Annotated in this window: 23 protein-coding genes; 12 read left to right on the top strand and 11 right to left on the bottom strand. The window is 67.6% G+C overall.

The annotated features are described in order from the left end of the window. Nucleotides 1-5 precede the first annotated feature (5 nt). Both rph and rdgB read left to right on the top strand, forming a co-directional pair. On the top strand, nt 6-782 hold the full coding sequence (rph, locus tag ACLJPX_RS28705; RefSeq protein WP_101613467.1) for a ribonuclease PH: 777 nt from the start codon (nt 6-8) through the stop codon (nt 780-782). Continuing rightward, the gene (gene rdgB / locus ACLJPX_RS28700; protein ID WP_410603361.1) at nt 779-1384 is read left to right on the top strand and encodes an RdgB/HAM1 family non-canonical purine NTP pyrophosphatase; all 606 of its coding nucleotides are present in this window, start codon (nt 779-781) and stop codon (nt 1382-1384) included. The genes rph and rdgB overlap by 4 nt, the downstream gene beginning before the upstream one ends. A 52-nt stretch (nt 1385-1436) precedes the next feature. On the opposite strand, the gene bcp is transcribed toward rdgB, so the two are convergent. The 3 genes from bcp to ACLJPX_RS28685 all read right to left on the bottom strand — a co-directional run bounded on the left by bcp (nt 1437) and on the right by ACLJPX_RS28685 (nt 2869). Further along, nucleotides 1437-1913: a thioredoxin-dependent thiol peroxidase gene (gene bcp / locus ACLJPX_RS28695; RefSeq protein ID WP_410603359.1), complete on the bottom strand. Its 477-nt coding sequence runs from the start codon at nt 1911-1913 to the stop codon at nt 1437-1439. A gap of 27 nt (nt 1914-1940) precedes the next feature. Then, a complete protein-coding gene (locus tag ACLJPX_RS28690; protein WP_410603357.1) occupies nt 1941-2486 on the bottom strand; it encodes a hypothetical protein in 546 nt (181 codons plus the stop codon). 200 nt (nt 2487-2686) lie between these two features. Continuing rightward, nucleotides 2687-2869 carry a hypothetical protein gene (locus tag ACLJPX_RS28685; RefSeq protein ID WP_026466904.1) on the bottom strand — a complete coding sequence of 61 codons (183 nt, stop codon included), beginning with the start codon at nt 2867-2869 and terminating at the stop codon, nt 2687-2689. A 130-nt stretch (nt 2870-2999) separates the two neighbouring features. On the opposite strand from ACLJPX_RS28685, the gene ACLJPX_RS28680 reads away from it, so the two are divergent. Further along, nucleotides 3000-3959, top strand: a complete 960-nt coding sequence (locus tag ACLJPX_RS28680) for a glycoside hydrolase family 25 protein (protein ID WP_410603355.1) — start codon at nt 3000-3002, stop codon at nt 3957-3959. 55 nt (nt 3960-4014) lie between these two features. Here ACLJPX_RS28680 and ACLJPX_RS28675 read toward each other — a convergent pair whose 3' ends face one another. The 7 genes from ACLJPX_RS28675 to ACLJPX_RS28645 all read right to left on the bottom strand — a co-directional run bounded on the left by ACLJPX_RS28675 (nt 4015) and on the right by ACLJPX_RS28645 (nt 10431). After that, nucleotides 4015-4476 carry a (2Fe-2S)-binding protein gene (locus ACLJPX_RS28675; protein ID WP_410603353.1) on the bottom strand — a complete coding sequence of 154 codons (462 nt, stop codon included), beginning with the start codon at nt 4474-4476 and terminating at the stop codon, nt 4015-4017. Beyond that, the gene (locus ACLJPX_RS28670; RefSeq protein WP_410603351.1) at nt 4473-5324 is read right to left on the bottom strand and encodes an FAD binding domain-containing protein; all 852 of its coding nucleotides are present in this window, start codon (nt 5322-5324) and stop codon (nt 4473-4475) included. Before ACLJPX_RS28670 ends, ACLJPX_RS28675 begins: the two co-directional genes overlap by 4 nt. Further along, nucleotides 5321-7657 (bottom strand): xanthine dehydrogenase family protein molybdopterin-binding subunit, encoded by a 2337-nt coding sequence (locus ACLJPX_RS28665; protein ID WP_410603349.1) that lies wholly within the window; start codon nt 7655-7657, stop codon nt 5321-5323. Before ACLJPX_RS28665 ends, ACLJPX_RS28670 begins: the two co-directional genes overlap by 4 nt. Nucleotides 7658-7722: 65 nt before the next feature. Then, nucleotides 7723-8199: a DUF3237 domain-containing protein gene (locus tag ACLJPX_RS28660; protein WP_410603347.1), complete on the bottom strand. Its 477-nt coding sequence runs from the start codon at nt 8197-8199 to the stop codon at nt 7723-7725. Continuing rightward, nucleotides 8196-8627 carry an ester cyclase gene (locus ACLJPX_RS28655; protein ID WP_410603345.1) on the bottom strand — a complete coding sequence of 144 codons (432 nt, stop codon included), beginning with the start codon at nt 8625-8627 and terminating at the stop codon, nt 8196-8198. Before ACLJPX_RS28655 ends, ACLJPX_RS28660 begins: the two co-directional genes overlap by 4 nt. Before the next feature lie 226 nt (nt 8628-8853). Then, entirely contained in the window at nt 8854-9783 is a 930-nt protein-coding gene (locus tag ACLJPX_RS28650) for a LysR family transcriptional regulator (RefSeq protein WP_410603343.1), read from the bottom strand. A gap of 24 nt (nt 9784-9807) precedes the next feature. Continuing rightward, nucleotides 9808-10431, bottom strand: coding sequence for a TetR/AcrR family transcriptional regulator (locus ACLJPX_RS28645; RefSeq protein ID WP_410603341.1), 624 nt, complete (start codon nt 10429-10431; stop codon nt 9808-9810). Nucleotides 10432-10502: 71 nt separating this feature from the next. Between ACLJPX_RS28645 and ACLJPX_RS28640 the strand changes: the two genes are divergently transcribed. From ACLJPX_RS28640 to ACLJPX_RS28610, 7 genes are all read left to right on the top strand, one after another. Next, nucleotides 10503-12008, top strand: coding sequence for an MFS transporter (locus ACLJPX_RS28640; protein ID WP_410603339.1), 1506 nt, complete (start codon nt 10503-10505; stop codon nt 12006-12008). A 17-nt stretch (nt 12009-12025) separates the two neighbouring features. After that, the gene (locus ACLJPX_RS28635; RefSeq protein WP_410603337.1) at nt 12026-12790 is read left to right on the top strand and encodes an aminotransferase class IV family protein; all 765 of its coding nucleotides are present in this window, start codon (nt 12026-12028) and stop codon (nt 12788-12790) included. Nucleotides 12791-12804: 14 nt separating this feature from the next. Continuing rightward, the gene (locus ACLJPX_RS28630; protein WP_410603335.1) at nt 12805-13392 is read left to right on the top strand and encodes a short chain dehydrogenase; all 588 of its coding nucleotides are present in this window, start codon (nt 12805-12807) and stop codon (nt 13390-13392) included. Between the two features lie 75 nt (nt 13393-13467). Beyond that, the gene (locus ACLJPX_RS28625) at nt 13468-14595 is read left to right on the top strand and encodes an aminotransferase class V-fold PLP-dependent enzyme (protein ID WP_410603333.1); all 1128 of its coding nucleotides are present in this window, start codon (nt 13468-13470) and stop codon (nt 14593-14595) included. A gap of 23 nt (nt 14596-14618) precedes the next feature. Continuing rightward, nucleotides 14619-15626, top strand: coding sequence for a methyltransferase (locus ACLJPX_RS28620; RefSeq protein WP_410603331.1), 1008 nt, complete (start codon nt 14619-14621; stop codon nt 15624-15626). Between the two features lie 33 nt (nt 15627-15659). Next, nucleotides 15660-16469: a metalloregulator ArsR/SmtB family transcription factor gene (locus tag ACLJPX_RS28615; RefSeq protein ID WP_410603329.1), complete on the top strand. Its 810-nt coding sequence runs from the start codon at nt 15660-15662 to the stop codon at nt 16467-16469. After that, the gene (locus ACLJPX_RS28610; RefSeq protein WP_410603327.1) at nt 16466-17065 is read left to right on the top strand and encodes a dihydrofolate reductase family protein; all 600 of its coding nucleotides are present in this window, start codon (nt 16466-16468) and stop codon (nt 17063-17065) included. The genes ACLJPX_RS28615 and ACLJPX_RS28610 overlap by 4 nt, the downstream gene beginning before the upstream one ends. A gap of 73 nt (nt 17066-17138) precedes the next feature. Here ACLJPX_RS28610 and ACLJPX_RS28605 read toward each other — a convergent pair whose 3' ends face one another. After that, complete coding sequence (locus ACLJPX_RS28605) at nt 17139-19319, bottom strand: UvrD-helicase domain-containing protein (RefSeq protein ID WP_410603325.1); 2181 nt, start codon at nt 19317-19319, stop codon at nt 17139-17141. 162 nt (nt 19320-19481) lie between these two features. Between ACLJPX_RS28605 and ACLJPX_RS28600 the strand changes: the two genes are divergently transcribed. Beyond that, a complete protein-coding gene (locus tag ACLJPX_RS28600) occupies nt 19482-21953 on the top strand; it encodes an AAA family ATPase (RefSeq protein ID WP_410603323.1) in 2472 nt (823 codons plus the stop codon). 65 nt (nt 21954-22018) lie between these two features. After that, entirely contained in the window at nt 22019-22339 is a 321-nt protein-coding gene (locus tag ACLJPX_RS28595; RefSeq protein ID WP_410603321.1) for a hypothetical protein, read from the top strand.

Below are 22339 nucleotides of genomic sequence, written 5' to 3'. Positions count from 1 at the left end.
CGGCCGTGGCGAGAAAAGACGGCAGGAACGACGACCAGCTTCGCGACATCAAGATCACCCGTGGCTTCCAGAGGTGGCCCGCGGGTTCGGTGATGATCGAATTCGGCGACACCCGGGTGCTGTGCGCGGCGAGCGTCACCGAAGGCGTTCCCCGCTGGCGGGCCGGTTCCGGCCTCGGCTGGGTCACCGCCGAGTACGCGATGCTGCCGTCGGCGACCAACACCCGCAGCGACCGCGAATCCATCAAGGGCCGCGTCGGCGGCCGTACCCACGAGATCTCCCGGCTGATCGGCCGGTCCCTGCGCGCCTGCATCGACCTCGCGGCGCTGGGGGAGAACACGATCGTCATCGACTGCGACGTCATCCAGGCCGACGGCGGCACCCGCACGGCCGCGGTGACCGGCGGCTACGTCGCGCTCGCCGACGCCGTCACCTGGCTCGGCGCCGCGGGCCGCCTCGCCGACCCGCAGCCGCTTTCGTCCTCGGTGGCCGCGGTGAGCGTGGGCGTCGTCGACGGCCGCGTGCGCCTCGACCTGCCCTACGAGGAGGACTCGCGCGCGGAGGTCGACATGAACGTCGTCGCCACCGACGCGGGCACCATGATCGAGGTGCAGGGCACCGGTGAGGGCGCCACCTTCGCGCGGTCCACTTTGGACACCATGCTGGACATGGCGCTCGCGGGCTGCGAGGAGCTGACCCGGCTGCAGACCGAGGCGCTCGCACTGCCGTACCCCGGCGAACTGCCCGAGCCGCGGCCGGACAAGAAGAAGGGCGCGAAGTGACCAAGCTGCTTTTGGCCACCCGCAACGCGAAGAAGCTCGGCGAACTCCGGCGCATCCTGGTGGCGGAGGGGATCGAGGGCGTCGAGGTCATCGGCCTCGCCGACGTCCCCGAGTTCCCCGAAGCGCCCGAAACCGCCCCGGACTTCGAGGGCAACGCGCTCGCGAAGGCGCAGGACGCGGCCGCCGCGACCGGCCTCCCCGCGATCGCCGACGACTCCGGCATCGCCATCGACGCGCTCAACGGCATGCCGGGCGTGCTCTCGGCACGCTGGTCCGGCAAGCACGGCGACGACGAGGCGAACCTGAACCTCGTGCTGGCTCAACTGTCCGACACCCCCGACGAGCGCATGGGCGCGGGTTTCGTCTGCGCGGCGGCGCTGGTCGTCCCCGGGGGCGACGAGACCGTGGTGCGCGGGGAATGGCGCGGCACGCTGATCCGGGAACGCCGTGGTACCAACGGATTCGGGTACGACCCGATCTTCGTGCCGGAAGGCGGGACGCGGACCTCGGCGGAGCTGGACCCGTCCGAAAAGGACGGCGCTTCGCATCGGGGGAAGGCTTTGCGGGCGCTGGTGGGAGAGCTGCGGAAGCTGGCCGGTTGAGTTCTCGTGAGTGGTAAGGACGGTTAGAACCGTCCTTACCACTCACGAGGCTTTACGACGCCAGCGAGAGGTCCCGCAGAAGCTTCGCGACGTGCCCCGTGGCGCGCACGTTGTACTGGGCGACGGCGATCTTGCCGTCCCCGTCGACGACGAACGTCGAGCGGATGACGCCTTCGTAGACCTTGCCGTAGTTCTTCTTCTCGCCGAAGGCGCTGTACGCCTTGAGGGCGGTCTTCTCCGTGTCGGAAAGCAGCGGGAAGGTCAGCCCCTCCGCCTCGACGAACTTCGCGAGCTTCGCGGGCTTGTCCGGAGAGATCCCGAGCACCTGGTAACCGGCGTCGTTGAGCTGCGCGAGGCTGTCCCGGAAGTCGCAGGCCTGCTTCGTGCAGCCCGGCGTGCCGGCGCTCGGGTAGAAGTACACGACGACCGACTTGCCGCGGAAGTCGCTGAGCTTGACGTCGTTGCCCTCGCTGTCGGGGAGGGTGAAGTCGGGCGCTTTGTCGCCGGGGGAGAGTCGCTGCTCGGTCATGACGCACACGGTAGCGAATCGGCGGCGTCAGACCTTTCCGCAGTACTTCGCGGCGACGGGTTCCGAGGGGCTCGGCCGCACCTGCAGGCGCAGCTTCACCGGCTTTTCCGGAACGGCGAACGCCAGGTTCAGGTGGACCGACCGGCCGGGCGCCACGTCCTTGCCCGCGTCCGCGATGCCGTTGTAGCCCTGCACCGCGTCGACGACCTGTTTGACCGACGAGCTTTCGCCGTCGACCTCACCGGTCACGGACAGGCCGGAAAGCCGGTAGGTCCCGTCACCCGCGTTCGTCACCTCGATGCCGAAGGCCACCGCGCGCGGGCTCTGCGGGTACGCCGACGCGCTGGGGCGGAAAGCCTTCGGCGCGGACACGGAGATCGTGACCCCGCTCGCGAACCGGTGCGGGGCGCCGAACGCGAGGTCGCCTTCCGCGTGCGTCGCGGCCAGCCCCTGCGCCGGGGCGTCCGCGCCGAGCACGGCCGCCCCCTTCTCCGGTGCCGGGACCCCGCACGCGGCTGCCAGCGTCAGCGCGCAGGCGGCGATCAAGAGCTTCGGGGTGCGCGGGGGCGCCATGTGCGGTTACTCCAGTCGGCGGTGCGGGTGGGCCGTTCGAGGTAGTCATTAGTGCCGAAGAGTCCAGAGTGACTGGCTTTCCCAGCTGAGAGGAGCGGCACGGCCGGGTTGAAGCGCACCTGGTGTACAGCCGTGGCCGATCCGTGATCGGAAGGGTACGGCTAGTGACAGTCGTCACCTCGGTGGCACACCGGAAGAGGTCAAACGGCGAAGGCGAAGAACAGGATGAAGATCGCCAGACCGGACACCCACGCCACGATCAACCAGCCGAAATCGCGCATCGGGTCGACCGCGCGGCTCTCTTCGCCCGGGACGTAGACGCCGCGTTCTTCGAACCAGTCCGCCCACCGGGTCATCCAGCGAAAGGGGCTTCGAGACGCCATGGCCGTCACAGTACGGGCACGGGTGATCGGAGTCAGCCAGGGAGGGGCCGCCCAAAAGGGCGAATCGGACGTACGAGTAATCGCCCACTAGGCCCTTTTGTCCAACAGGTTCACCCGTCAGGCTGTAAAGATGGCGCTGGGAATCGATATCTACAGCCGCTTCCAATCCGTTACTAACTGGCAGGCCGTCAAGAATCACGGCGTGACATTCGTCTTCGTCAAGCTCACCGATGGCGGTGGTTTGCCGAACGGCGGCCGCCACACCGGCGGGGCGCTCGTGGCCGGAGCGAGATCCGTGGGGATTCCGGTGGGCGGCTACCACTTCGCTCAGGCGAGTCCGTCGCCGGAAGCGCAAGCCGACCTGTTCATCGCCGAGGTCCGGAAACTCGGCGCGACGGGCTGCGTTCCGATGCTCGATCTGGAGGACAATCCGCCGGGTTCCGGGGCACCGAACATCCCCGACGGCCGTAAGCGCGACTTCTCGATCAGGTTCTGCAATCGCGTGGCGGGGCACGGGTTCCGTCCCGGTATCTACCTGAACAACTCGCTCGCCAAGATGCTGCGCCCCGACCAGTTCGGCGTGCCGGACCTGGTGATCTGGATCGCGCGCTACGGCGCCAAACCCGACGCCGCCGCCGGCCGCTACGACGTGCACCAGTACTCGGACGCCGGTCAGGTCCCCGGCATCCGCGCGAGCAGTGTCGACCTCAACGAGTCCTACACGAACGCCCACTTGACCGGCGGCGGCGCCGCCCCGAAGCGGAAGGCGACGACAGAACTCATGGAACGCAAGACCATTCCGGCCAGTCCGGCCACCACGTCCGTGCGGCTGCTGCTCTCCGGCAGCGAGACGGCCGCGATCATCGTCCGCCCGCGGATCGACGGCGACGGCATCACCGACTCGCCCGTCTGGCAGGGCAACATCTTCGCCTGGGGCAGCGACAAGGTCGGTGTCGGCGGGAATCCCTTGCAGGCGCCCGGATTCAACCCGAAGACGGTGTCGCACCGGCGGTACGCCCTGCCGGGCGCCGTCTGGGTCGACTACGAGTACAGCTCGAACGTGGAGTTCGAGATCGACATCGTCGGCTGACGGCTCGAAGGTCCGTGAAGGCATCCTTCCCTACCTCGAATAGGGAAAGGGGCCTTCATGGACGTTTGGCCGCGTCCCGGATGGCGTCCACGATGAACTGGTAACCCGTGCACCGGCACAGGTTCCCCGAGATCCCCTGCCGGATCTCGGCGTCCGTCGGGTCCGGGTTCTCCTTCAGCAACTCCACCGCCGTCGCCAGCATCCCGGACGTGCAAAAACCGCATTGCAGCCCGTGATGCTTCCGGAACGATTCCTGCAGCGGATGCAGTTCGCCGTTCTCGGCCAGTCCCTCGACGGTGACGATCTCCGCGCCGTCCACCTGGACCGCCAGCAGACAGCACGAGCGCGCGCTCGCGCCGTCGAGGGTGATCGTGCACGAGCCGCAGACGCCGTGTTCGCAGCCGACGCGCACCCCGGTGAAACCCAGGTCGTGGCGCAGGAAGTCGGCGAGTGTCCGCCGCGGTTCGCAGTCGGCGCGGTAGGTCCGTCCGTTCACCGTGAGGCTGACCGTGATCATGCGCCCTCCTTCGCTCGCGAGATCGCCCGCCGGGTGAGGACAGCGGCCATCTCGCGCCGGTAGTCGGCGGGGGCGTGGAGGTCGTCGGGCGGATCCGTCGCCGCGGCGGCGAGTTCCGCGGCGAGAGCGATCACGTCGTCCGTCAGGGCGCGGCCGACGAGCGCTTCTTCGGCACCGGTGGCCCGGATCGGCGTGGGACCCGCGCCCGCGACGGCGATCCGCGCGGTTTCGCAGACGTCGCCGGACAGTGTCACGGTGGCGAAGACGGCGACCAGCGCGAGGTCACGGCTCCGTCGGCTCAGTTGCTCGACAGCCCAGCCGCCCCGATGCGACGGCACCGAAATCCGGGTCAGGAGTTCGCCGGGGCCCAACGCCGTGCGATGCGGGCCGAGGAAGAAGTCCCGCGCGGCGATCACCCGCTCGCCCTGCGGCCCGCGCGCGGTGAATCCGGCGTCGAGCGCGATCATCACCGCGGGCAGTTCCGCGGCGGGGTCGGCGTGCGCGAGGCTGCCGCCGAGGGTGCCCCGGTTCCGGATCGCCGGGTGTCCCACGTAGCCGATCGCCTCGGCGAGCAGCGGGGCTTCGGACCGGACGGTTTCGGACGTTTCGAGGACCCGGTGACGGGTGAGCGCGCCGATCTCGAGCTGTCCGTTCTCCTTGCGCAGGAAGGAAAGCTCGTCGACACGGTTGATGTCGACCACCAGGGTGGGCCGTACCTGACGCAGGTTCAGCAACGGCACGAGGCTCTGCCCGCCCGCCAGCACCCGCGCGTCCGGCGTGCCCGACAGTGCCTCGACGGCCTCGTCGAGCGACGCGGCCCGGACGTACTCGAACGGCGCGGCCTTCACCGGTGTGCTCCCCGCTTGATCGCGGCCAGCAGCCGTGGCGGCGTGATGGGCAGTGACGTGATGTCGACGCCGTATTCGCGTAGCGCGTCTCCGACGGCGTGCGCGATCGCCGCGCCACCACCGATCACGCCCGCTTCCCCCATCCCCTTGAACCCGCCCGGAACGTGTTCGGCGGGCGTCGCCATATGGGAGACGGAGAACGGCGGGATCTCGGTCGCGGTCGGCAGCAGGTACCCCGTGAACGACGTGGTCTCCAACCGTCCGTCGGCGCCGTAGACCAGCTCCTCGTACAGCGCGCCGCCGATCGCCTGCGCCGCGCCGCCGTGCAGTTGCCCGTCCACGATCATCGGGTTGATCACGGTGCCGCAGTCGTGCGCGATCAGGTAGTCCAGCAGCGTCACCACACCGGTTTCCCGGTCGACCTCGGCGAGGACGGCGGTGCAGCCGAACGAGGTCGCGACGTTGACCGGGTCGTAGACCTCGCGCTCTTCCAGCGTCGGCGTCTCGTCTTCCGGCCAGACGCCGTTCAGCCGCCGGTACGCCGCATCGCCGATCGCGGCCAGCGTGACCTCCTTGCCCGGCACGCCTTTCACCGAAACGACACCGTCCTCGATGGACAGATCGTCGGGGGACACTTCCAGTATGTGGCCCGCCACCCGCAGGATCTTCGCCCGCAGCCGGGTCGACGCGTTCAGCACGGCCGCGCCGCCGACGGCCGCCCCGCGGCTCGCCGCCGTGCCGTAGCCGGTGTACGGGCAGCTGTCGGTGTCCCCCGAAACGACGGTGACGTGGTCGAGCGGGACACCGAGCGTATGCGCGGCCACCTGCGCCAGTGTCGTGTGGATGCCCTGGCCGATCGCGGACAGTCCGGTGTGGACGGTCACGTGCCCGGTCGAGTCGACCCGCACGACCTCCTCGTCGAAGCCGGAATGCCCCAGCCCGGAAAGGTTGATGATCCGGCTCGGCCCGAACCCGGTCAGTTCGTTGTGGAACGAATAGCCGATGCCGACACCGTTTCCGCGGCGCTTCGCCCAGCCAGCCTCCTCGACGGCCTTCAGGCAGAGATCCAGGCAGTCTTCGTAGCGGCCGCTGTCGTAGACGAACACCGGGCTCTGGTACGGAAACGCCTCCGGCGGGATGAAGTTCTTGCGCCGCACCGCGTGCGCGTCCATGCCGAGACGCTTCGCCAGCTGCTCCACCAGGTGCTCGTGCACGAAGTTCGCCTTCGGCAGCCCGTAACCGCGGAACGATCCGTACGGCGACCGGTTCGTCATCACCGCGACCAGGCTCAGTTCCACGTTCGGGATGGCGTACGGACCGGTGAGCAGCGCCGTCGTCGTCCAGCACGGGCTGGGGCCGACGGTCCCGAGCACGCCACCGAGGACGCCGTACACGGTGGCGCGCAGACCGGTGATCGTGCCGTCGTCCTTGGCCGCGAGTTCGACGTCGATCTTCTGTTCGCGCGAGTGCGCGTTGGCGACGAAGCTTTCCGCCCGGTCCTCGATGAGCTTGACCGGTTTCCCGGTACGCCGGGACAGGATCGCCGCGACGACCTCCTCGGCGTAGAAGTCGAACTTGTTGCCGAAGCCGCCACCGACGTCCGGAGTGCGCACGCGGATCCGGTCCAGCGAGAGCCCGAAGACCTCGCCGAACAGCTCGCGCGCGAGATTGGGTGCCTGCGTCGCGAGCCAGACGTCGAGCCGGTCGGTGAACGGGTCCCAGGTCGCCACCACGCCGCGGGTTTCGATCGGCGTGCCCATCTGGCGCGCGAAGCGGAACGACTCGGTGAGCACGACGTCGGCCTCGGCGAACGCGGTGCTCACGTCACCCATCGGGATGGTTCCGGTGCCGGCGACATTGCTCGGCCAGTCTTCGTAGAGCTTCGGCGCGTCGTCCGCCAGCGCCTGTTCGAGCGTGCTGACGGCCGGGAGTTCCTCGTACTCGACCTCGATCAGTTCCAGCGCGTCTTCGGCGGTCGCCCGGTTCTTCGCCGCGACGGCCGCGACGCCCTGGCCGGGATACCGCACCTTGCCGACGGCCAGCGCGTGGTTCTCGGGCACCCGCATGTCCGGCAGGTTCGACCAGATCACCGGCTGCGGTGTCTTCGTGCTCGACACGACGTCTTCGCCGGTGATCACGGCGAACACGCCGGGATGGGCGTTCGCGGACGTGGTGTCGACGCGCAGGATCCGCGCGTGCGGATGGGGACTGCGGAGGATCGCGGCCTCGAGCGTCCCCGGCAACCGGAGGTCGTCGATGTACTGCGCCCGGCCGGTGAGCAGGCGGACGTCCTCCTGCCGGGTCACCTTCGCGCCGATCAGCCCCTCGCCCATGCGTTCACTTTTCCGCACCGATGGTGCTTCGCGCATCGTGCACACGGGTCACGGCGGGTCCGGAGTCAGAGGATCTTCGCGACGCGGTAGGCGATCCCGCCTTCGACCGGGTAGCCCGAACCCGCGCACACGACGTCGTTCAACCACGCGTAGCGCTCGGAGCCGGTCTCGAAGTACGGAGTCGTCCGGAAGTAGTACCGGGCCGGGTCGACCAGATGGCGGGTCGCGGGATCGGCGAGTTCGGCGCGGAGGTCGGCCGGGATCCGCCAGCGGCCGTGGTAGGTCATGTGCAGCAGCGCGTCGTCGTGGGTGCGCAGGGCCAGCCGGACGTCGAGCGCCATCGTGCCGCCGGGGCGGAACGTCGCCCAGTCGCCGCCGGTGGGCAGGACCTCGCCGCGCAGCTCCGGGCCCTCGAACGTGCCGCCCGCGGCGCCGAAGAGCACCCGGCCGCCGCCGATGTTCAGCGGCGGGTGTAGGTCGATGACGATGTCGAAGAGCGGTTCCGTGCGGAGTTCGCCGACATCCTTCACCCGAGTGGTCATGAGCCGAACACCTTCCGCCGGACGGCGTCGGTCGAGACGCCCGATTGGGCGCAGAGCGCCGAGAGGTCGAAGAAGAACCGTTCGGACGCGATGAGGCCGTTGGCGAACGTGAACCGGATGAACACGGGCAGTTCGGCGCGATCGCCGCTGGGGACGACGCCGAACCGGCCGCCGGTCATCGTCATCCGGGCGGTGCCCCAGCAGGCGAGTGTCGTGCCGTCGCTTGCGTGACCGTCGAGGGTGACGTCGTAGTCGGGGAAGGAGGCGAAGAAGTGCCTGAGCGCCCTCTCATTCTCGGCGCGTCCTTTCGCCGTGGTCCCGAAGGCCGGGGTTTCGAGGAGCATGTCTGGGTGCAGCAGGTCGAGTGCCGCGGGGATGTCCTGCCTGCTCTTGGCGAGCGCCAGGGCTTGGACGAGCGCGTACGTCACGGGTCCCTCCAGTGGGTCGGGAACTAAACGTACGACCGTTCGTATAGTTAAGCAAGAGTGCTTGGGTCTCGTGAGTGGTGAGGACGGTTCTAACCGTCCTCGCCACTCACGACTCCGCGACCAGCTTGGACGTCCCTGTTCGATTCTGTTGCCGTTCCGGGGCAACGACCTCGAGGTATTGGGGGCATCCGCTGATCCGAAGGCGTCCTTCGCTGAGTGAGGCCCGCTAGGAGCTCATCGCCGCCCGGTCCGCCATCGGGAGCCATTGCCGCTCGGCGTCGAAGGGCCGGTAGCCGGACCGGACGTGCTCGATCAGCAGCGGCAGCGTCGGGTGCCGGTTCTCGTGCCGCCACAGCAGCGAGAACGGGTACACCGGCGTCGGGTCGACGAGCGGGATCTGGACGACGTCCGGATGCCAGGGCACGTGCATCTTCGCGCCGACGAAACCCAGACGGTCCTTCGACTCGCTGAGCACCTCGATGTGGTGCTCCAGTCCGAAGTTCGGGCCGTCGGTGTCGACGAGGACGCCGAACGCCGGGCACAGTTCCTGCCAGAACTCCGCCCATTCGCTGGCCCGCGCGTTGTACGGCATCCAGGCCGTGAGGCCGGCGAGGTCCGCCATCGCGACCCGCCGCCGCCGTGCGAGCGGATGCCACCGCCCGACCAGCAGGTTCGCCGGTTCCAGATAAGCGGGCGTACGGCCGATCGCGGGGTCGGTCACGGTGTTGACGCGGGCGAAGGCGGCATCGACCGTCTCGGGCAGTATCGACCGGCGCACTGCACCCAGTCCCGGCGTGACGAGCTCCAGTTCGTCGTCGTGGTCGGCGTGGAACGCCCGGATCACCTCCATGGTCGCCAGCCGTGTGCCGAGGACGTCGACGCGCAGGGGGTGGCGCCTGCCGTGCAGCCGTTCGACGGCCTGGTCCGCGAGGCTGATCAGCGCGCGAGCGTGCTTGAGGAACTCCTCGCCGTCCTCGGTCGGCTCGGCGCCTCCGCGTGTCCGCGACAGCAGCCGCACGCCGAGATCCGCTTCGAGTTTCGCGACCCGCTTGGAGATCGCCTGCTGACTCACCTCCAGCCGGATCGCCGCCTCGCCGAAGTACCGGTCCTCGGCCACCGCGACGAACGCGCGGACCGCGCCCAGGTCCAGCTCCACTGTGCACTCCTTCCGTTCCCGGCGTCACGACCGTCCGTGTGTGACTCCGGCTTTCGCCTCCAGGGCGGGAAAATCCCGGGCCAGCCCGGAGAGCAGACTCGTGACGGCTCGTTCTATCTCGTGCTCCGTGACCGGCGCGTGCCCGAACAGCAGCCGGTAGTGGACGAGCGAGGCCAAAGTATCGACGGTCAGCGTCAGATCCGTGTCCTCGCGGAGGTCGCCGCGTTCGAGCGCCAGTGAGAGGGTGGCACGGACAGCCTCGCGCGGCGGGTCGAACAGGGTCTCCATGAACGTGTTCCGCAGGTCCGGGTCGGCCGAGCAGTCCGCGAGCAGTGGGCTGAAGAATTCCGGTCCCATGCAGGTGAAGGTCCGCGCGAACAGGTTCAGGGCTTCGTTGAGGTCGCAGAGCGTGCAGCCGGTGTCGGGTGCCACGACCTGGCCCAGCCGACGGCGGAGTTCGGCGAGGACGAGCGCTTGACGGTTCGGCCAGCGCCGGTAGACCGCGGCCTTGCTCACTTCCGCGCGCTTCGCCACCTGCTCGACCGCCAGCGCGCGGTAGCCCGTCTCCTCCAGGATCGCGGAGACCGCGTCCAGCACGGCTTCGTCGATGTGCGCGTCGCGCGGACGGCCTCCGGCGGTCTGCCCCATTGCCCGATTCGCCCCTTTCCGGCTATCGTCGATTTCGAGTCGGTACGTATCGTATCGCAATAGGGGGCAAGATGGGACCGAAAGCAGGCCGCCGCGAATGGGTCGGCCTCGCGCTGCTCGCGCTGCCGTTGTTCGTGCTCGCCATGGACGTCAGTGTCCTGTTCCTCGCCGCGCCGCACATCGGGGCGGACCTGGCGCCGGGGCCGACGCAATGGCTGTGGGCCATGGATGTCTACGGCTTCATGATCGCGGGTTTCCTGGTGACGATGGGCGCGATCGGGGATCGCATCGGCAGGCGGCGCCTGCTCCTGATCGGATCCGTGGCGTTCGCCGCCGCGTCGGTGGCGGCGGCGCTGGCGAGGTCGCCGGAGATGTTCGTCGGCGCGCGGGCGGTCCTCGGCCTGGCAGGGGCGACCCTGATGCCGTCGACGCTCGCGCTCATCCGCACGATGTTCCGCGACGACCGCCAGCGCACCACCGCCATCGCCGTCTGGATGACGACGTTCTCGGTCGGCGTCGCGCTCGGGCCCTTGCTCGGCGGGGTGCTGCTCCAGATGTTCTGGTGGGGTTCCGTCTTCCTGGTCGCCGTACCGGTGATGGCACTGGTCGTGCTGTCCGGCCGCGCGCTGCTGCCGGAAAGCCGCGCCACGGATCCGGACAAGGTCGACGTGCTCAGCGTCGTCCTGTCGGTGACCACGATGATCGCGCTCGTCTACGCGCTCAAGGAATTCGTCGCCGCCGGACCGGACGCCGTCACCGTCTCGGTGCTGATCCTCGGCACCGTCACCGGCACCGTGTTCGCCCGGCGCCAGCGCGCGATCCCGAATCCGCTGGTGGCGCCCGGACTGTTCGCGGCCCGAGTCTTCCGGGTCGCGCTGACCCTGTTGACGATCGGGATCTTCACCATCACCGCGGTGAACTTCCTGGTGCCGCAGTTCCTGCAGACGGCCGCTGGGCTGTCGCCGCTGCGGGCGGGCCTGCTGACCGCGCCGATGGCGTTGTCCGCCATCGGCGGTTCTCTCGCCGCGCCCGCGCTGGCGTCCCGGCTGGGGCTCGCGACCGTGATCGGGACCGGCGCCGTCGTCTCGCTGGCCGGCTACCTGGTCCTGGCCCAGTCCGGACCGGATGATCCACTGTGGACGGTCGTCGTGGGCGGTGCGCTCGCGGTGTTCGGGCTGAGCCCGGCGACCGTGCTCACCACGGATCTCGTGGTCGGCGCCGCGCCGGAAGAACACGCCGGTTCGGCGGCCGCGCTGTCCGAGACTTGCGGCGAACTGGCCGTGGCACTGGGAATCGCGGTGATGGGCACCCTCGCCACCGTCGTCTACCGGCTCCGGCTGGACGGTCTGCTGCCCCCGGGGATCGCGCCCGAAACCCGCGACGCCGTCCGCGAAAGCCACGCCGCGGCCGATCGGGTCGCGGCGGGATTGCCACCGGACAGCGGGCAAGCGGTGCTCGGGGCCGCGCGGGAGGCGTTCGGAACCGCCTTCTCCGCGGTGGGTTACGTCTGCGCCGCCGTCACTGTCGGATTGGGGGCGTTGGCGATTCTGCGGCTCCGGCGACGTGTGACGGCCTGAGCCATTACGGTGCGGTCATGAGTTCTTTCGTGGCGCAGCGAAACGGGCGGACGGCGACCGCGGAAGACCTGGCCCCGCTGGCGTTCGCGGGCTTCGCCCACTTCACGGCCATGCAGGTGCGCGACGGCCGGATCCGCGGTCTCGACCTGCATCTGGACCGGCTGCGGACCGCGTCCCTGGAACTGTTCGGCAGTGCGGTCCCCGACGACCGGATCCGCTCGTACCTGCGCACGGCGCTGGAGTCCGGCCCCGCCGACGTCTCCCTGACCGTGACGATCCACCTGCCCGGCGATCTCGAAGTCCTCGTTCGTACCCGGCCTCCGTCGTCCGGCCCCGAAGGTCCGCTGAAGCTGACAGTCGTCGAACACGAACGCCTGCTGCCGTCGATCAAGCACACCGGTGAGACGGCGAAGACGTACTTCCGGCGTCAGGCCGTGGCCGAAGGGTTCGACGACGCCGCGTTCACGGACCGCCAAGGCAAGCTCAGCGAGGCGACGATCTGGAACCTGGCGTTCTGGGACGGCGATACGGTGGTGTGGCCCGACGCAGGTCTGCTGCGGGGCACCACGATGGACATCCTGCGACGGCGGCTGGACGTGCCGCAGCGGGTCCAGGAGATCACCCTCGCCGATCTGCCGGACCTGGCGGGCGCGGTGGTCATGAACTCGTGGACGCCGGGGATCGCGGTGCACCGGATCGGCGAGACGCCGTTGCCGTCGGCGCCGTCGTTCGTCGCGTCGCTGCACCGGGCTTACGAAACAGAACCCTTCACCCGACCTTGAAAGGAAGAACGCCGATGAAGATCCTCGTGGTCGGTGCCACCGGAACGATCGGGGCAGCGGTCTCCGAAGCCCTCACCGCACGCGGGCACACCGTGCTCGCCGCGTCCCGTTCCGGCGAAGTCGAAGTGGACGTCGAACGGCCCGGCACCCTCGACGCGGTGTTCGCCGCCGAACCGGGGATCGAGCACGTCGTGTGCTGCGCGGGGAGCGGCTCGCTCGTCCCCGTCGACGGCGGCACCGACGAAGAGTTCGTCCAAGGGCTGCAGGGAAAACTGCTCGGCCAGGTGTTCCTGGTGCGGCACGCGATCCCGCACCTGCCGGACGGTGGTTCCGTGACGCTGACCGCGGGCCGGATCCCGGAGACGTTGCGCGGCAGCGCGTTCGGCGTCCTGACCAACACCGGCCTCGAAGCGTTCGTCGCCGCCGCGGCCCGCGAACTGCCGCGCGGCCTCCGTGTCAACGCCGTCAGTCCCGGCTGGGTGCGCGAAACGCTCGCCGCGCTCGGCGAGTCGGACGGAGGCACCCCGGCGGCTGAGGTCGCCCGCAGCTACGTCGAGGCCGTGGAGACCGCGAGCCTCACCGGGAGGACGTTGACACCGTAAGTGGACACCGTGACCGGTTATCGGCTAGCTTCGGATCCAACGAAGTGGACACGGTGTTCACTTAGGGAGGGTCCGATGACTCCGTTGCCGCGCGACCAGTTCCCCGCCGTGAACCGCTGGGCCTACCTCAACCACGCCGGGATCTGCCCGCTGCCCACGTCGTCGGTGGAGGCCATGCACCGGCAAGCCGTCGAGGTCTCACTGGACGGCGAGTTCACCTACGCCGCGCACAGTGCGGCGATCGAACGGGCCCGCGCGTCAGCGGCGACGCTGATGGGGGTGCCGTCCCGTGACGTCGCGTTCGTGAAGAACACCAGTACCGGCCTCGGTTTCGTCGCGAACGGCCTCGACTGGTCGCCGGGCGACCGCGTCGTCATCCCGGACTTCGAGTTCCCGTCCACGCTGTACCCGTGGCTCGCGCTCGCCGATCGCGGCGTGGTGGTGGATCGCGTGCGCGGCGGGCTCACCACCGAGGCCTTCGCCGAGGCGATCGCCGCGGGCCCGCCGCCCAAACTCGTGGTGACCAGCTGGGTCCAGTTCGGGCACGGCCGGCAGGTCGATCTCGCCGCGCTGAGCCGGGTGTGCCGCGACGCGGGCGCGCTCTTCTGCGTCGACGTCATCCAGGGGCTCGGTGTGATCCCGGCCCGGCTGGAGGAGTGGGGCGTCGACTTCGCGATGGCCGACGGGCACAAATGGCTGCTGGGGCCGCAGGGCTGCGGCGTGCTCTACGTGCGGGAGTCCTGTTTGGACCTGCTGCGGCCTCTGGAGCCGGGCTGGAACTCCGTCGTCCATCGGGAGGACTGGGACAACCTGGACTACGTGCCGGACGACAGCGCCCGGCGGCTGGAAGGCGGGATGCCGAACGTCGCCGGGATCGTCGCCCTCGGGACCTCGATCGACCTGCTGCTGTCCGCGGGAATCGAGGAGATCTGGTCGCATGTGGACGGTCTCTGCGAACGGGTTCGCGACGGGTTCGCCGAGATCGGCGCGACGGTGCTTTCCGAACGCGCAATCGGGCACCGCTCGGGAATCGTGTCCGTTCGGGTGGGCGGACTTCCGATCCCGTTGCTGGCGGAACGGCTCAAGGCGCGGGGGATCGCGTGCTCGGCGAGATCCGGCGGACTCCGGATCTCGCCGCACGGCTACAACACCGAGGACGAAATCGACCGCCTGATCGTCGCGGTACGGGAGATTTCGGCTTGACCGCCCTGCCACAGTGAATCTTCGTGGCGAACCATGACAACGACAGGAACGAACTCCTCCGACTGGCCGGGCTGGCGACGCCGATGGCGTTGCGGGTCGCGGTCACCCTCGGCCTGCCGGACAGGCTGTCCGGCGACGGCGCGGACGCCGGTGACCTGGCGGCTGAACTCGGCCAGTCCCGGCTCGCGCTCGAACTGCTGCTGGGGCACCTCACCACTCTCGGTGTCCTGGAACGGACATCGAACGGCTACCGCACCACCGACTACGGCGCGAACCTCCGCGCCGACGCGGGGAACGGCCTGGCGGGGCTTCTGGACATGGAGGCCGCCGGCGGGCGAGGCGAACTGGCGTTCATCGAGCTCGCACACAGCGTCGCCACCGGCCAGGCGGGCTACATCCGCCGCTACGGCAAGGACTTCTGGTCCGATCTCGCCGAGCATCCCCGCCTGCGGGAGTCGTTCGACCGGCAGATGACGCAGCGGTTCAGCGCGCAGATCCCGGGGCTCGTCGCCGGCTTCGCGTGGTCCCGCTTCGGCACGATCGTCGACGTCGGCGGCGGCCACGGCAGCCTGCTCGCCGCGATCCTGACGGCCAACCCCTCGGTGCGCGGTCATCTCGTCGACCTCGCGCCCACCGCGGCCGGTGCCGAGAAGGAACTGCGTGAGCAGGGGCTCGAAGACCGGGTCGAGGTGACCGCGGGCAGTTTCTTCGACCCGCTCCCGCCGGGCGCGGACGCCTATCTGCTGTCCGACATCCTCCACGACTGGGACGACGAGCACGCCCACCGCATCCTGGCCCGCTGCGCCGAGGCCGTCCGTCCGGGAGGGCGTGTCCTCGTGATCGAGGCCGTCGGCGGACTCGGGGCCCAGACCGAGTGGGACCTGGTCATGCTCGTGCTCTACGGCGGTCGCGAGCGGCGCCTCGACGAGCTTCGTGAGCTCGCCGCCGCCCACGGTCTGGTCTTCGACTCCGTGACCACCCTGACCGAGCAGCGCAGCCTGCTGGAGTTCCGGATCCAAGATATTCCTTGACAAGAATATTCTGCTGAGTGAATACTTCTGGGCATGGAGCAGATCGCAGCAGCACTGGGAGACGGAGCGAGGTGGCGCATCGTCGAGCTTCTCGCCGAGCGGCCCCGGTCCGTCGGTGAGCTCGCCGAGCTGACCGGCCTGCGGCAACCGCAGACCACCAAGCACCTGCAGACCCTCGCCCGCGCCGGTCTCGTGACGGTCTTCCCGCTCGGGCAGCGTCGCGTCTACGCGGTGGAGGCGGCTCCACTGAAGGACTTCGGCGGACGGCTGCGGGAGCTGATCGCGACCATCGAGGCGAACGAGGGCGAGCGGGATGTCCTCACGCGCTATCAGGCCGCGATCGGCGCGGACTCCGCGGCCGCGGATCGCGACCGGTGGGCGGATGGACGGGTGTTCTCGTTCGACCGCCTGCTGGCCGCGCCGCGGGACGCCGTCTGGCGGCGGTGGACCGAGCCCGCGCTGCTCGCGGCCTGGTGGGTGCCGCCGTCGATGACCGTCACCGACTGCGTCATCGAGCCGTGGGCGGGCGGACGTGCCGTCCTCGACTACCGCGACGCGGAGGGGCGGTATCGCTCCGCGGGCAAGGTCCACGCCGCGACCGGACTCGAACACCTCGAGTTCGATCTCTCGGTGCTGGATGCCAAGGGGGAGACCTTCTTCACCGGTCACTACGACCTGAAGTTCACCGACGCGCCGGGCGGGACCCGGCTCCGGCTCGACCTGCGCGTCACCGAAACCACCGTCGAGGCCGTCCCGTTCATCGCCGGGATCGAAACCGGCTGGGGCCAGGTACTCGACAACCTCGCCAAGCACCTCACTCAGGATAAGGACCGAACACCATGACGAACACGACCGGCCGCCGCGTCACCGCGAACATCGCCCTCACCCTCGACGGCCACTACAGCGGCCCCGGCGGCCCCGGTGACATGGGCGCGATCGTCCCGTACGCCACCACCGACGTCGCCCGCGGTCACCTCGCCCGCATTCACGACAAGGCGACGACCGCGGTACTCGGCAGACTGAACGCGGAGGGATTCCTGGGCTTCTGGCCGGCCATCGCCGCCGACGAGAACGCCGACCCGCGTGACCGCGCCTACGCGAAATGGCTCACCGACGCGGAAAAGGTGGTCTTCTCCACGACCCTGACCGAAGCGCCCTGGGACCGTGCCCGCGTCGTGAACGCCCCCGTCGCCGAAGTCATCGCCGACCTCAAGGCGAACGGCGAGGGCGACATCCTGGTCAACAGCAGCGCGAGCGTCATCAAGGCCCTGCTCGCGGACGACCTGATCGACCGGCTGTACCTGATGATCTGCCCCGAGATCACCGGCGGCGGACAGCGGCTTTTCGTCGACGGGCTGCCGGCTTCGAAGTGGGCGCTGGCCTATCAGGAGGTCGGGGAGCTGGGGGAGATGGCGGTGGTCTACGACCGCGTGCGCTGACCACCTCGTACGCGATGAGCTTGACCCTCCTGTCGGCGGGGCAAGCTCATCGCGGTAGTCGAGTCAGGTCGCTCTATTCATCGCTCTGTGCGACGTTGTCCACATCGAACGGTAGGAACTTCGAGGGCTCTCCGTGCCATACGACCACGAGCTGTCGTCGTGGTCTAGTGCAGGCCACGTACAGGAGGCATCGACTTTCCATTTCGATGACCGGACGCTCTGCCGGAGCGGCTTTCGCCAAGACATTCCGGGGTGGATACTTTTCGGCATTTGCCGAGATGACCAGACACCGGTCGAACTCGATTCCCTTGGCGCGGTGAACCGTCGCGATCTGCACTCGTCGAGGGTCCATCGGGCCATCGATTCTTGTGACCATGGCGGGTATTCCCGCTCGTTTCATTGCTCGTACAAGTTTGTCGGAAACACGCCAGTCCGGAGTGAGCACCGCAAGCGAGCTCAGCGAGTTCTCCGAAGTCTCGGAGACCCACTTCTCGAGAGTGCGGACGGCGTGCTCTTGTGCTTCTTCCCAACTGTCCGTAGGTCGAGGTTCCGGGCGTGGCCCGGTGAGAAGAGATCTGTACAGGCGAGTCGACTCGTCGTCTTCGTCGAGGTCCAAAAAGGCTTCGCCCTCGAGAATCCGGGTCGCGAAGCCGACGACTTCCCGTGTGGTCCTGTAATTCAATGTCAGTCGTTGTGAACGACCGCGAGTTTCGATTCCCAGTCGTCCCAGAACGACCTGTGCACCATAGATGCGCTGGTGTGCGTCTTCGGAGATGAACATGTCGTCAGGGCCGACCTGGACGACGGCGCGCAGAAGGCGCCAATGTGCAGGTGAAAGATCCTGTCCCTCGTCCACCACGACGTGGTCGTACCGGTTTGCTTGTGGGAGGCGGTCGGACTTGGCGATGGCTGCAGCCTCAGCGGCGATCAGCGAGAACGTCGTCTTCTTGTCGACCGAAAGGCGATGGACGAATTCCTCTACGATCCGCCACAAGCGGATCTTCTGAATCCGGTCGATCTTCACCTTGCGCCCCTTGCGTATGGCGTTGAGGTAAGTCTCTTGAGTGGCGGTCTCCTCACCTAGGACTACTTGCCTGTGTTCGGCAGCCAAGAATCGAGGAGTGAAGATTGCCCGATCGGATGGTGACAGATCCTGGACCGCTGCTGCTGCGTGTTCCCACCGGCGTTCTTCTTCATCGCTGTACACCACAGTGATGTCGCGACCCGTGGTTCGCGCGACGATCTGGCGAGCCAGGCGGTCGATCCCGACCACGTCGATGCGCTTCAGCACGTCTTCATCTGCAAGTGCTCGCAGGTTGTCTTCGAGCTGCGCTGCCAGTGTCACCGTGAACGTGGTGAGCAGTACCCTGGACGCCGGATTGCGCTTCGCGAGGTGTACCGCCCGGTGCATGGCGACCACTGTTTTGCCTGTGCCCGCACCTCCCGCGATCCGGAAACTGCCCTTCCGGTGCCGTTCGGCCAGGTCACGTTGGGTGGGGTGGAGGAAGGTGCGCCAAGTCGCGAAATCGCCTGCAACCATTCGCGAGAGGTGATCGTCGTCCTCGACGACCACGAATTCCATCTTCGAGGCGGAGCGGCTCAAAGAATCGCGAAGCTGTTCAGGGTCGTTGGAATCGGTCGGCAGGCCCTTGGTGGTCTCGGCTTCACGTGCATACGAGCGGCGTACAGCGTCCAAGGATTCGCCGTAGGCCAGGTCGAGTAGGGCGCAGGCCTGCCAAGCGGGCGCCTGTAGGCACAGTGCCTGCAAGGCGTCCTCGTCCCTCACCTCGATCGCCTGCTTCGCCAATGACGGTAGAATTCCCAGGTCTTCGAGCTCGGAAGTGCGATAGGGCAACAAGAACGAACGATCGTCGTCGGAAGCGGCCGGTTTTGACCAGGGGCGATCCGGCAGTGGCGTGGTCTCGCGCAGCACCTCGGCGACACCGTTCGCCGGGTTGAGACGCAATGTCACCTTGACGGCGTACTCATAGGCTTCATCGTGCGGTCGAATGGCAACCAAAAGGTAGTAGGCGTCTTCTTTCGATCCTGTGGCGAACAGGACTGCGCGATGATTGTCCGTGACACGAGCGGTGCGGACGCGCGGATCGCGGGCACCTTGTGGGATTTTGAGATCGAGTCCGGTCAGATCCTCGTCCATCTGCAGTTTCCGGAGAACATCCCACGCTCGCGGTTTAAGAGAGCCATCCAACTCCAGATTCCGGTGGAATTCCTTCGCGAGAACCACGGTCGCCATACTCGTCTTCCCCTCTGCCGTCTGTGGTCAACCCTGTAGAGTATCGTTGATCCGTCGACGAGGCCAAGCCCTGCGGGTCGAGAACTACGGTGTGTTCGTCACAGGCGGGAGGGTCTGTTGTCCGAATCGGGTACTGGTCCGGGAAGTTGGGAACGCCGGGCCATGACTGTGGTACAGGTCGAGGAGCTGCTGCTCCCGTCGGGGTGTACCGGGCCGGCTGACCTCATTGTCCGTCGTGGTCTCGAGCGGTGTCGTGACGTCGTCGACACGACAGAGGATCCTCTCAAGGATGCCATGGCGGTCGGGCCATGGTTCTTGCGTTCCATCGAATTGGCAGGATTTCGAGGAGCGGCCAACGGTTCGGGAGCTCCTGGTGCGACAACAGAACCGTTCAGACTGGACTTCCCGGCTTCCGCCGGACTCGTGGTGGTGCACGCGCCCAACGGCACCGGTAAGTCGACTGTCACTGACGCACTCGAGGTGGCACTCTTCGGCGGCACCGGAGGAGCCTCTGGCTTCAACCCGGATGATGCGCGAGGCGCCGTGGTTTCCCACTCGGGTCTCGTCGACTCGGAGGTTGGCGTCGTTCTGGAGAACGGCCGCGGTGACACGTTACATTTCGAGTGGAATGCTGGAGCGGGCGTCGAGAGCGCAATCGCCATCTGGAGGTCTGACACTCAGCATGAGGTCGAGATAACCCCCGGTGGCAAGTGGGCGAGCTCTGTGGCGTCACGTCGTCCGGTCGTCGGATACGACCATCTCACTCACCGGCTCAGGGCGGACAATGCCGTCGACATCGTGGAAGCGACGTTGGCGATGGGGGATGTCTGGTCGCAGTTGCGGTCCTTCTTGGACGAATACCTTGCACAAGCTGCGGCTGCGGCTGCGGCTTGGCAGCTGGCTCGAGCCCGCGTCGAAACAGCAGTAGCCGAAGTGGACGAGGTACTCGCACTCCGGTATCCGGACTTCGAAGTACCTCGGCCGGTCCGGTTGCCGGAAACTCCAGCGGAGGACGTCGAGGGCTGGTTCCATGCGGAGTTCGGTGACTGTGAAGAATGCATCGAACATCTCACCGTCGATCCCCAGCTTTCGGTGGATGTCGTGACGTCGATCGAGGCCGCCCGTACGGCGGTCGAGAAAAACATCCGCACCAAACGGGACAGCGGCCAGGAAATTTGGTCAGGCGGTGGCATCGAGGCATTGGAGATGTTGATCTCGCGGATCGACGCTGATCCGAATTCTGATTGTCCGATGTGCGGAGCCGACGGGGTACATTGGTCCGATCGGGCTCGTTCTGTGAGCAGAGGGCTGAGGTCGGTTCACGAAGAGTTCAACCTGACCCGTACGGAGCTCGCGCATTTGGGGCGACTGTTGGTCGAGCGCGTTCTACCGGTCCTACGACGAGCGAAGGGAATAGTGGCCCTTGAGTCGAGTGCGGTAAGGCTCGCTGAGCGTGTCGAGGTGCTGGTAGGACATGAACCGGCTGCCGAAGGTGACCTTGCGTGGACTATTCTGACAGGCTTGGTCGTGGACACGGAGTTCGCCGACAACATCGAAGACTTGCTGCAGGAAGTAGCGACATCAGCCTGGGAATCGGTGTGGACCTCGGAGCGGCGACGCAACTGTCGGCAGCTGGTCGAGGCGCACCGCGAGCATGGTGCGACTGCCGCTTCGGTCAGTGCTTGCGAGTCCGCGCTCCAACGACTGGCGAAGGCGTTCGACGCCGTTCACCGTGACAGGCGGGACGTATTGGAGCGTGACGTGCAGAGCTTGTTGCAGGTGTTGCTCGCCGATGCCGGCTTGGAGGGACTCGAGCTGGCTCCCGCGCCGAGCCTGACGACCGGTCGGGCACACAAGACCGGTCCGCGGCTGCGGCTGAACGGACACGAGGCTGGGCTCGGCGTACTTTCGGCGGGACAGTACAACGCCTTCGTGCTGTCACTTCTGCTTGCCGCAGGTAAGACCGACCCCTTCAGGTTCCTCGTCGTGGACGATCCTGTGCATGCACTCGACGATCTTCGAATCGATGCCTTTGCCGCGTTGGTGGAACGGTATGTCACCGAAGGACGCCAGATGGTGTTGCTGACACACGATGATCGACTCGTCGATGTGCTCCGGCTCAAAGTCGGGCAGGTCATCCTCCTCAAGTTGGGGCGAGATCAGCACAACAATCTTCAGTGTGTCGACTCCACACACCCTTGGCAGGTGCTCGTCGAGGATGCCTGGAGCGTTCTCCGGCGCGGTGTGGGGGGTGGTCCGAATCGGGTTCTGTCGGATGCCACTCTTGCGCTCCTGACGCTTTCGCTGTGTCGCCAAGCCATCGATGCGGTGTTGCGCGAATTCGTCCAGGAGGAAAGACGGTCCTCCGGGCGGGCACTGTCTGTACTGAAGGAGATGGACCAGGTATTCACCACTCGAGCCACGTTGAAGGTCGTGCGCCGCATCGTGCGGGCGGAGCACCCGGCGGTCGGGCTCATCGATGCGCTGCAGGCGGACGCCGGCTTTCTCAATGATCTCAATGCCGGGGCGCACGGCGATCCTCATCGCCTGGACGTCTCCGTGTCGAATCTGGAGGTTCGAGCGTCTACGACCGAGCGGTTCTGTCGGGATCTTCTCGCGTCGGCCGGTCGCTGATGTGGACACCGCAGCAAGGTCGCGACGAGTTCTCCGAAATCCGAGATCTCGATCGCATTCTGTTGATGAAGTGCGAACTGGTTCTATTGAGGATGCGGCTCGAAGCCTTGGCCAAGACCGCCGACAGCTCATTCTTCGCCACTCGGACCTCACGGGGCTCGATATCGTTGAGGCTGTGGGTTTTGATGCTGACCGTGCCGGAGCGGCGACGCCCTGAGGCGAGAAGGCTGGTCAGGTATGTCCAAGAGGTGTACCACCTCACGAGTGCGTACCTGCACGGTCGGCGGGCGGCGGTCGTTCCGCCGCCCGCCGAGCTCGCCGCGTGGACTGCAGGCGTGGACGCGCTGGAGCTTCTGGTGCGATCCGAGGAGCCGGACCACCGATGA

It is taken from the genome of Amycolatopsis sp. lyj-90 (assembly GCF_046549035.1).
In the GTDB taxonomy this organism is placed as follows: domain Bacteria; phylum Actinomycetota; class Actinomycetes; order Mycobacteriales; family Pseudonocardiaceae; genus Amycolatopsis.
Note: the sequence above shows the minus strand (reverse complement) of the source record. Positions and strands in the feature narration are given on the sequence as shown.

Bases quoted from the DNA above. Each gene is read 5' to 3' on its own strand.
- bcp (WP_410603359.1), bottom strand. From the start codon at position 1,913: ATGACCGAGCAGCGACTCTCCCCCGGCGACAAAGCGCCCGACTTCACC.
- ACLJPX_RS28690 (WP_410603357.1), bottom strand. From the start codon at position 2,486: ATGGCGCCCCCGCGCACCCCGAAGCTCTTGATCGCCGCCTGCGCGCTG.
- ACLJPX_RS28685 (WP_026466904.1), bottom strand. From the start codon at position 2,869: ATGGCGTCTCGAAGCCCCTTTCGCTGGATGACCCGGTGGGCGGACTGG.
- ACLJPX_RS28680 (WP_410603355.1), top strand. From the start codon at position 3,000: ATGGCGCTGGGAATCGATATCTACAGCCGCTTCCAATCCGTTACTAAC.
- ACLJPX_RS28675 (WP_410603353.1), bottom strand. From the start codon at position 4,476: ATGATCACGGTCAGCCTCACGGTGAACGGACGGACCTACCGCGCCGAC.
- ACLJPX_RS28665 (WP_410603349.1), bottom strand. From the start codon at position 7,657: ATGGGCGAGGGGCTGATCGGCGCGAAGGTGACCCGGCAGGAGGACGTC.
- ACLJPX_RS28660 (WP_410603347.1), bottom strand. From the start codon at position 8,199: ATGACCACTCGGGTGAAGGATGTCGGCGAACTCCGCACGGAACCGCTC.
- ACLJPX_RS28645 (WP_410603341.1), bottom strand. From the start codon at position 10,431: ATGGGGCAGACCGCCGGAGGCCGTCCGCGCGACGCGCACATCGACGAA.
- ACLJPX_RS28640 (WP_410603339.1), top strand. From the start codon at position 10,503: ATGGGACCGAAAGCAGGCCGCCGCGAATGGGTCGGCCTCGCGCTGCTC.
- ACLJPX_RS28635 (WP_410603337.1), top strand. From the start codon at position 12,026: ATGAGTTCTTTCGTGGCGCAGCGAAACGGGCGGACGGCGACCGCGGAA.
- ACLJPX_RS28630 (WP_410603335.1), top strand. From the start codon at position 12,805: ATGAAGATCCTCGTGGTCGGTGCCACCGGAACGATCGGGGCAGCGGTC.
- ACLJPX_RS28625 (WP_410603333.1), top strand. From the start codon at position 13,468: ATGACTCCGTTGCCGCGCGACCAGTTCCCCGCCGTGAACCGCTGGGCC.
- ACLJPX_RS28615 (WP_410603329.1), top strand. From the start codon at position 15,660: ATGGAGCAGATCGCAGCAGCACTGGGAGACGGAGCGAGGTGGCGCATC.
- ACLJPX_RS28610 (WP_410603327.1), top strand. From the start codon at position 16,466: ATGACGAACACGACCGGCCGCCGCGTCACCGCGAACATCGCCCTCACC.
- ACLJPX_RS28605 (WP_410603325.1), bottom strand. From the start codon at position 19,319: ATGGCGACCGTGGTTCTCGCGAAGGAATTCCACCGGAATCTGGAGTTG.
- ACLJPX_RS28600 (WP_410603323.1), top strand. From the start codon at position 19,482: ATGACTGTGGTACAGGTCGAGGAGCTGCTGCTCCCGTCGGGGTGTACC.
- ACLJPX_RS28595 (WP_410603321.1), top strand. From the start codon at position 22,019: ATGAAGTGCGAACTGGTTCTATTGAGGATGCGGCTCGAAGCCTTGGCC.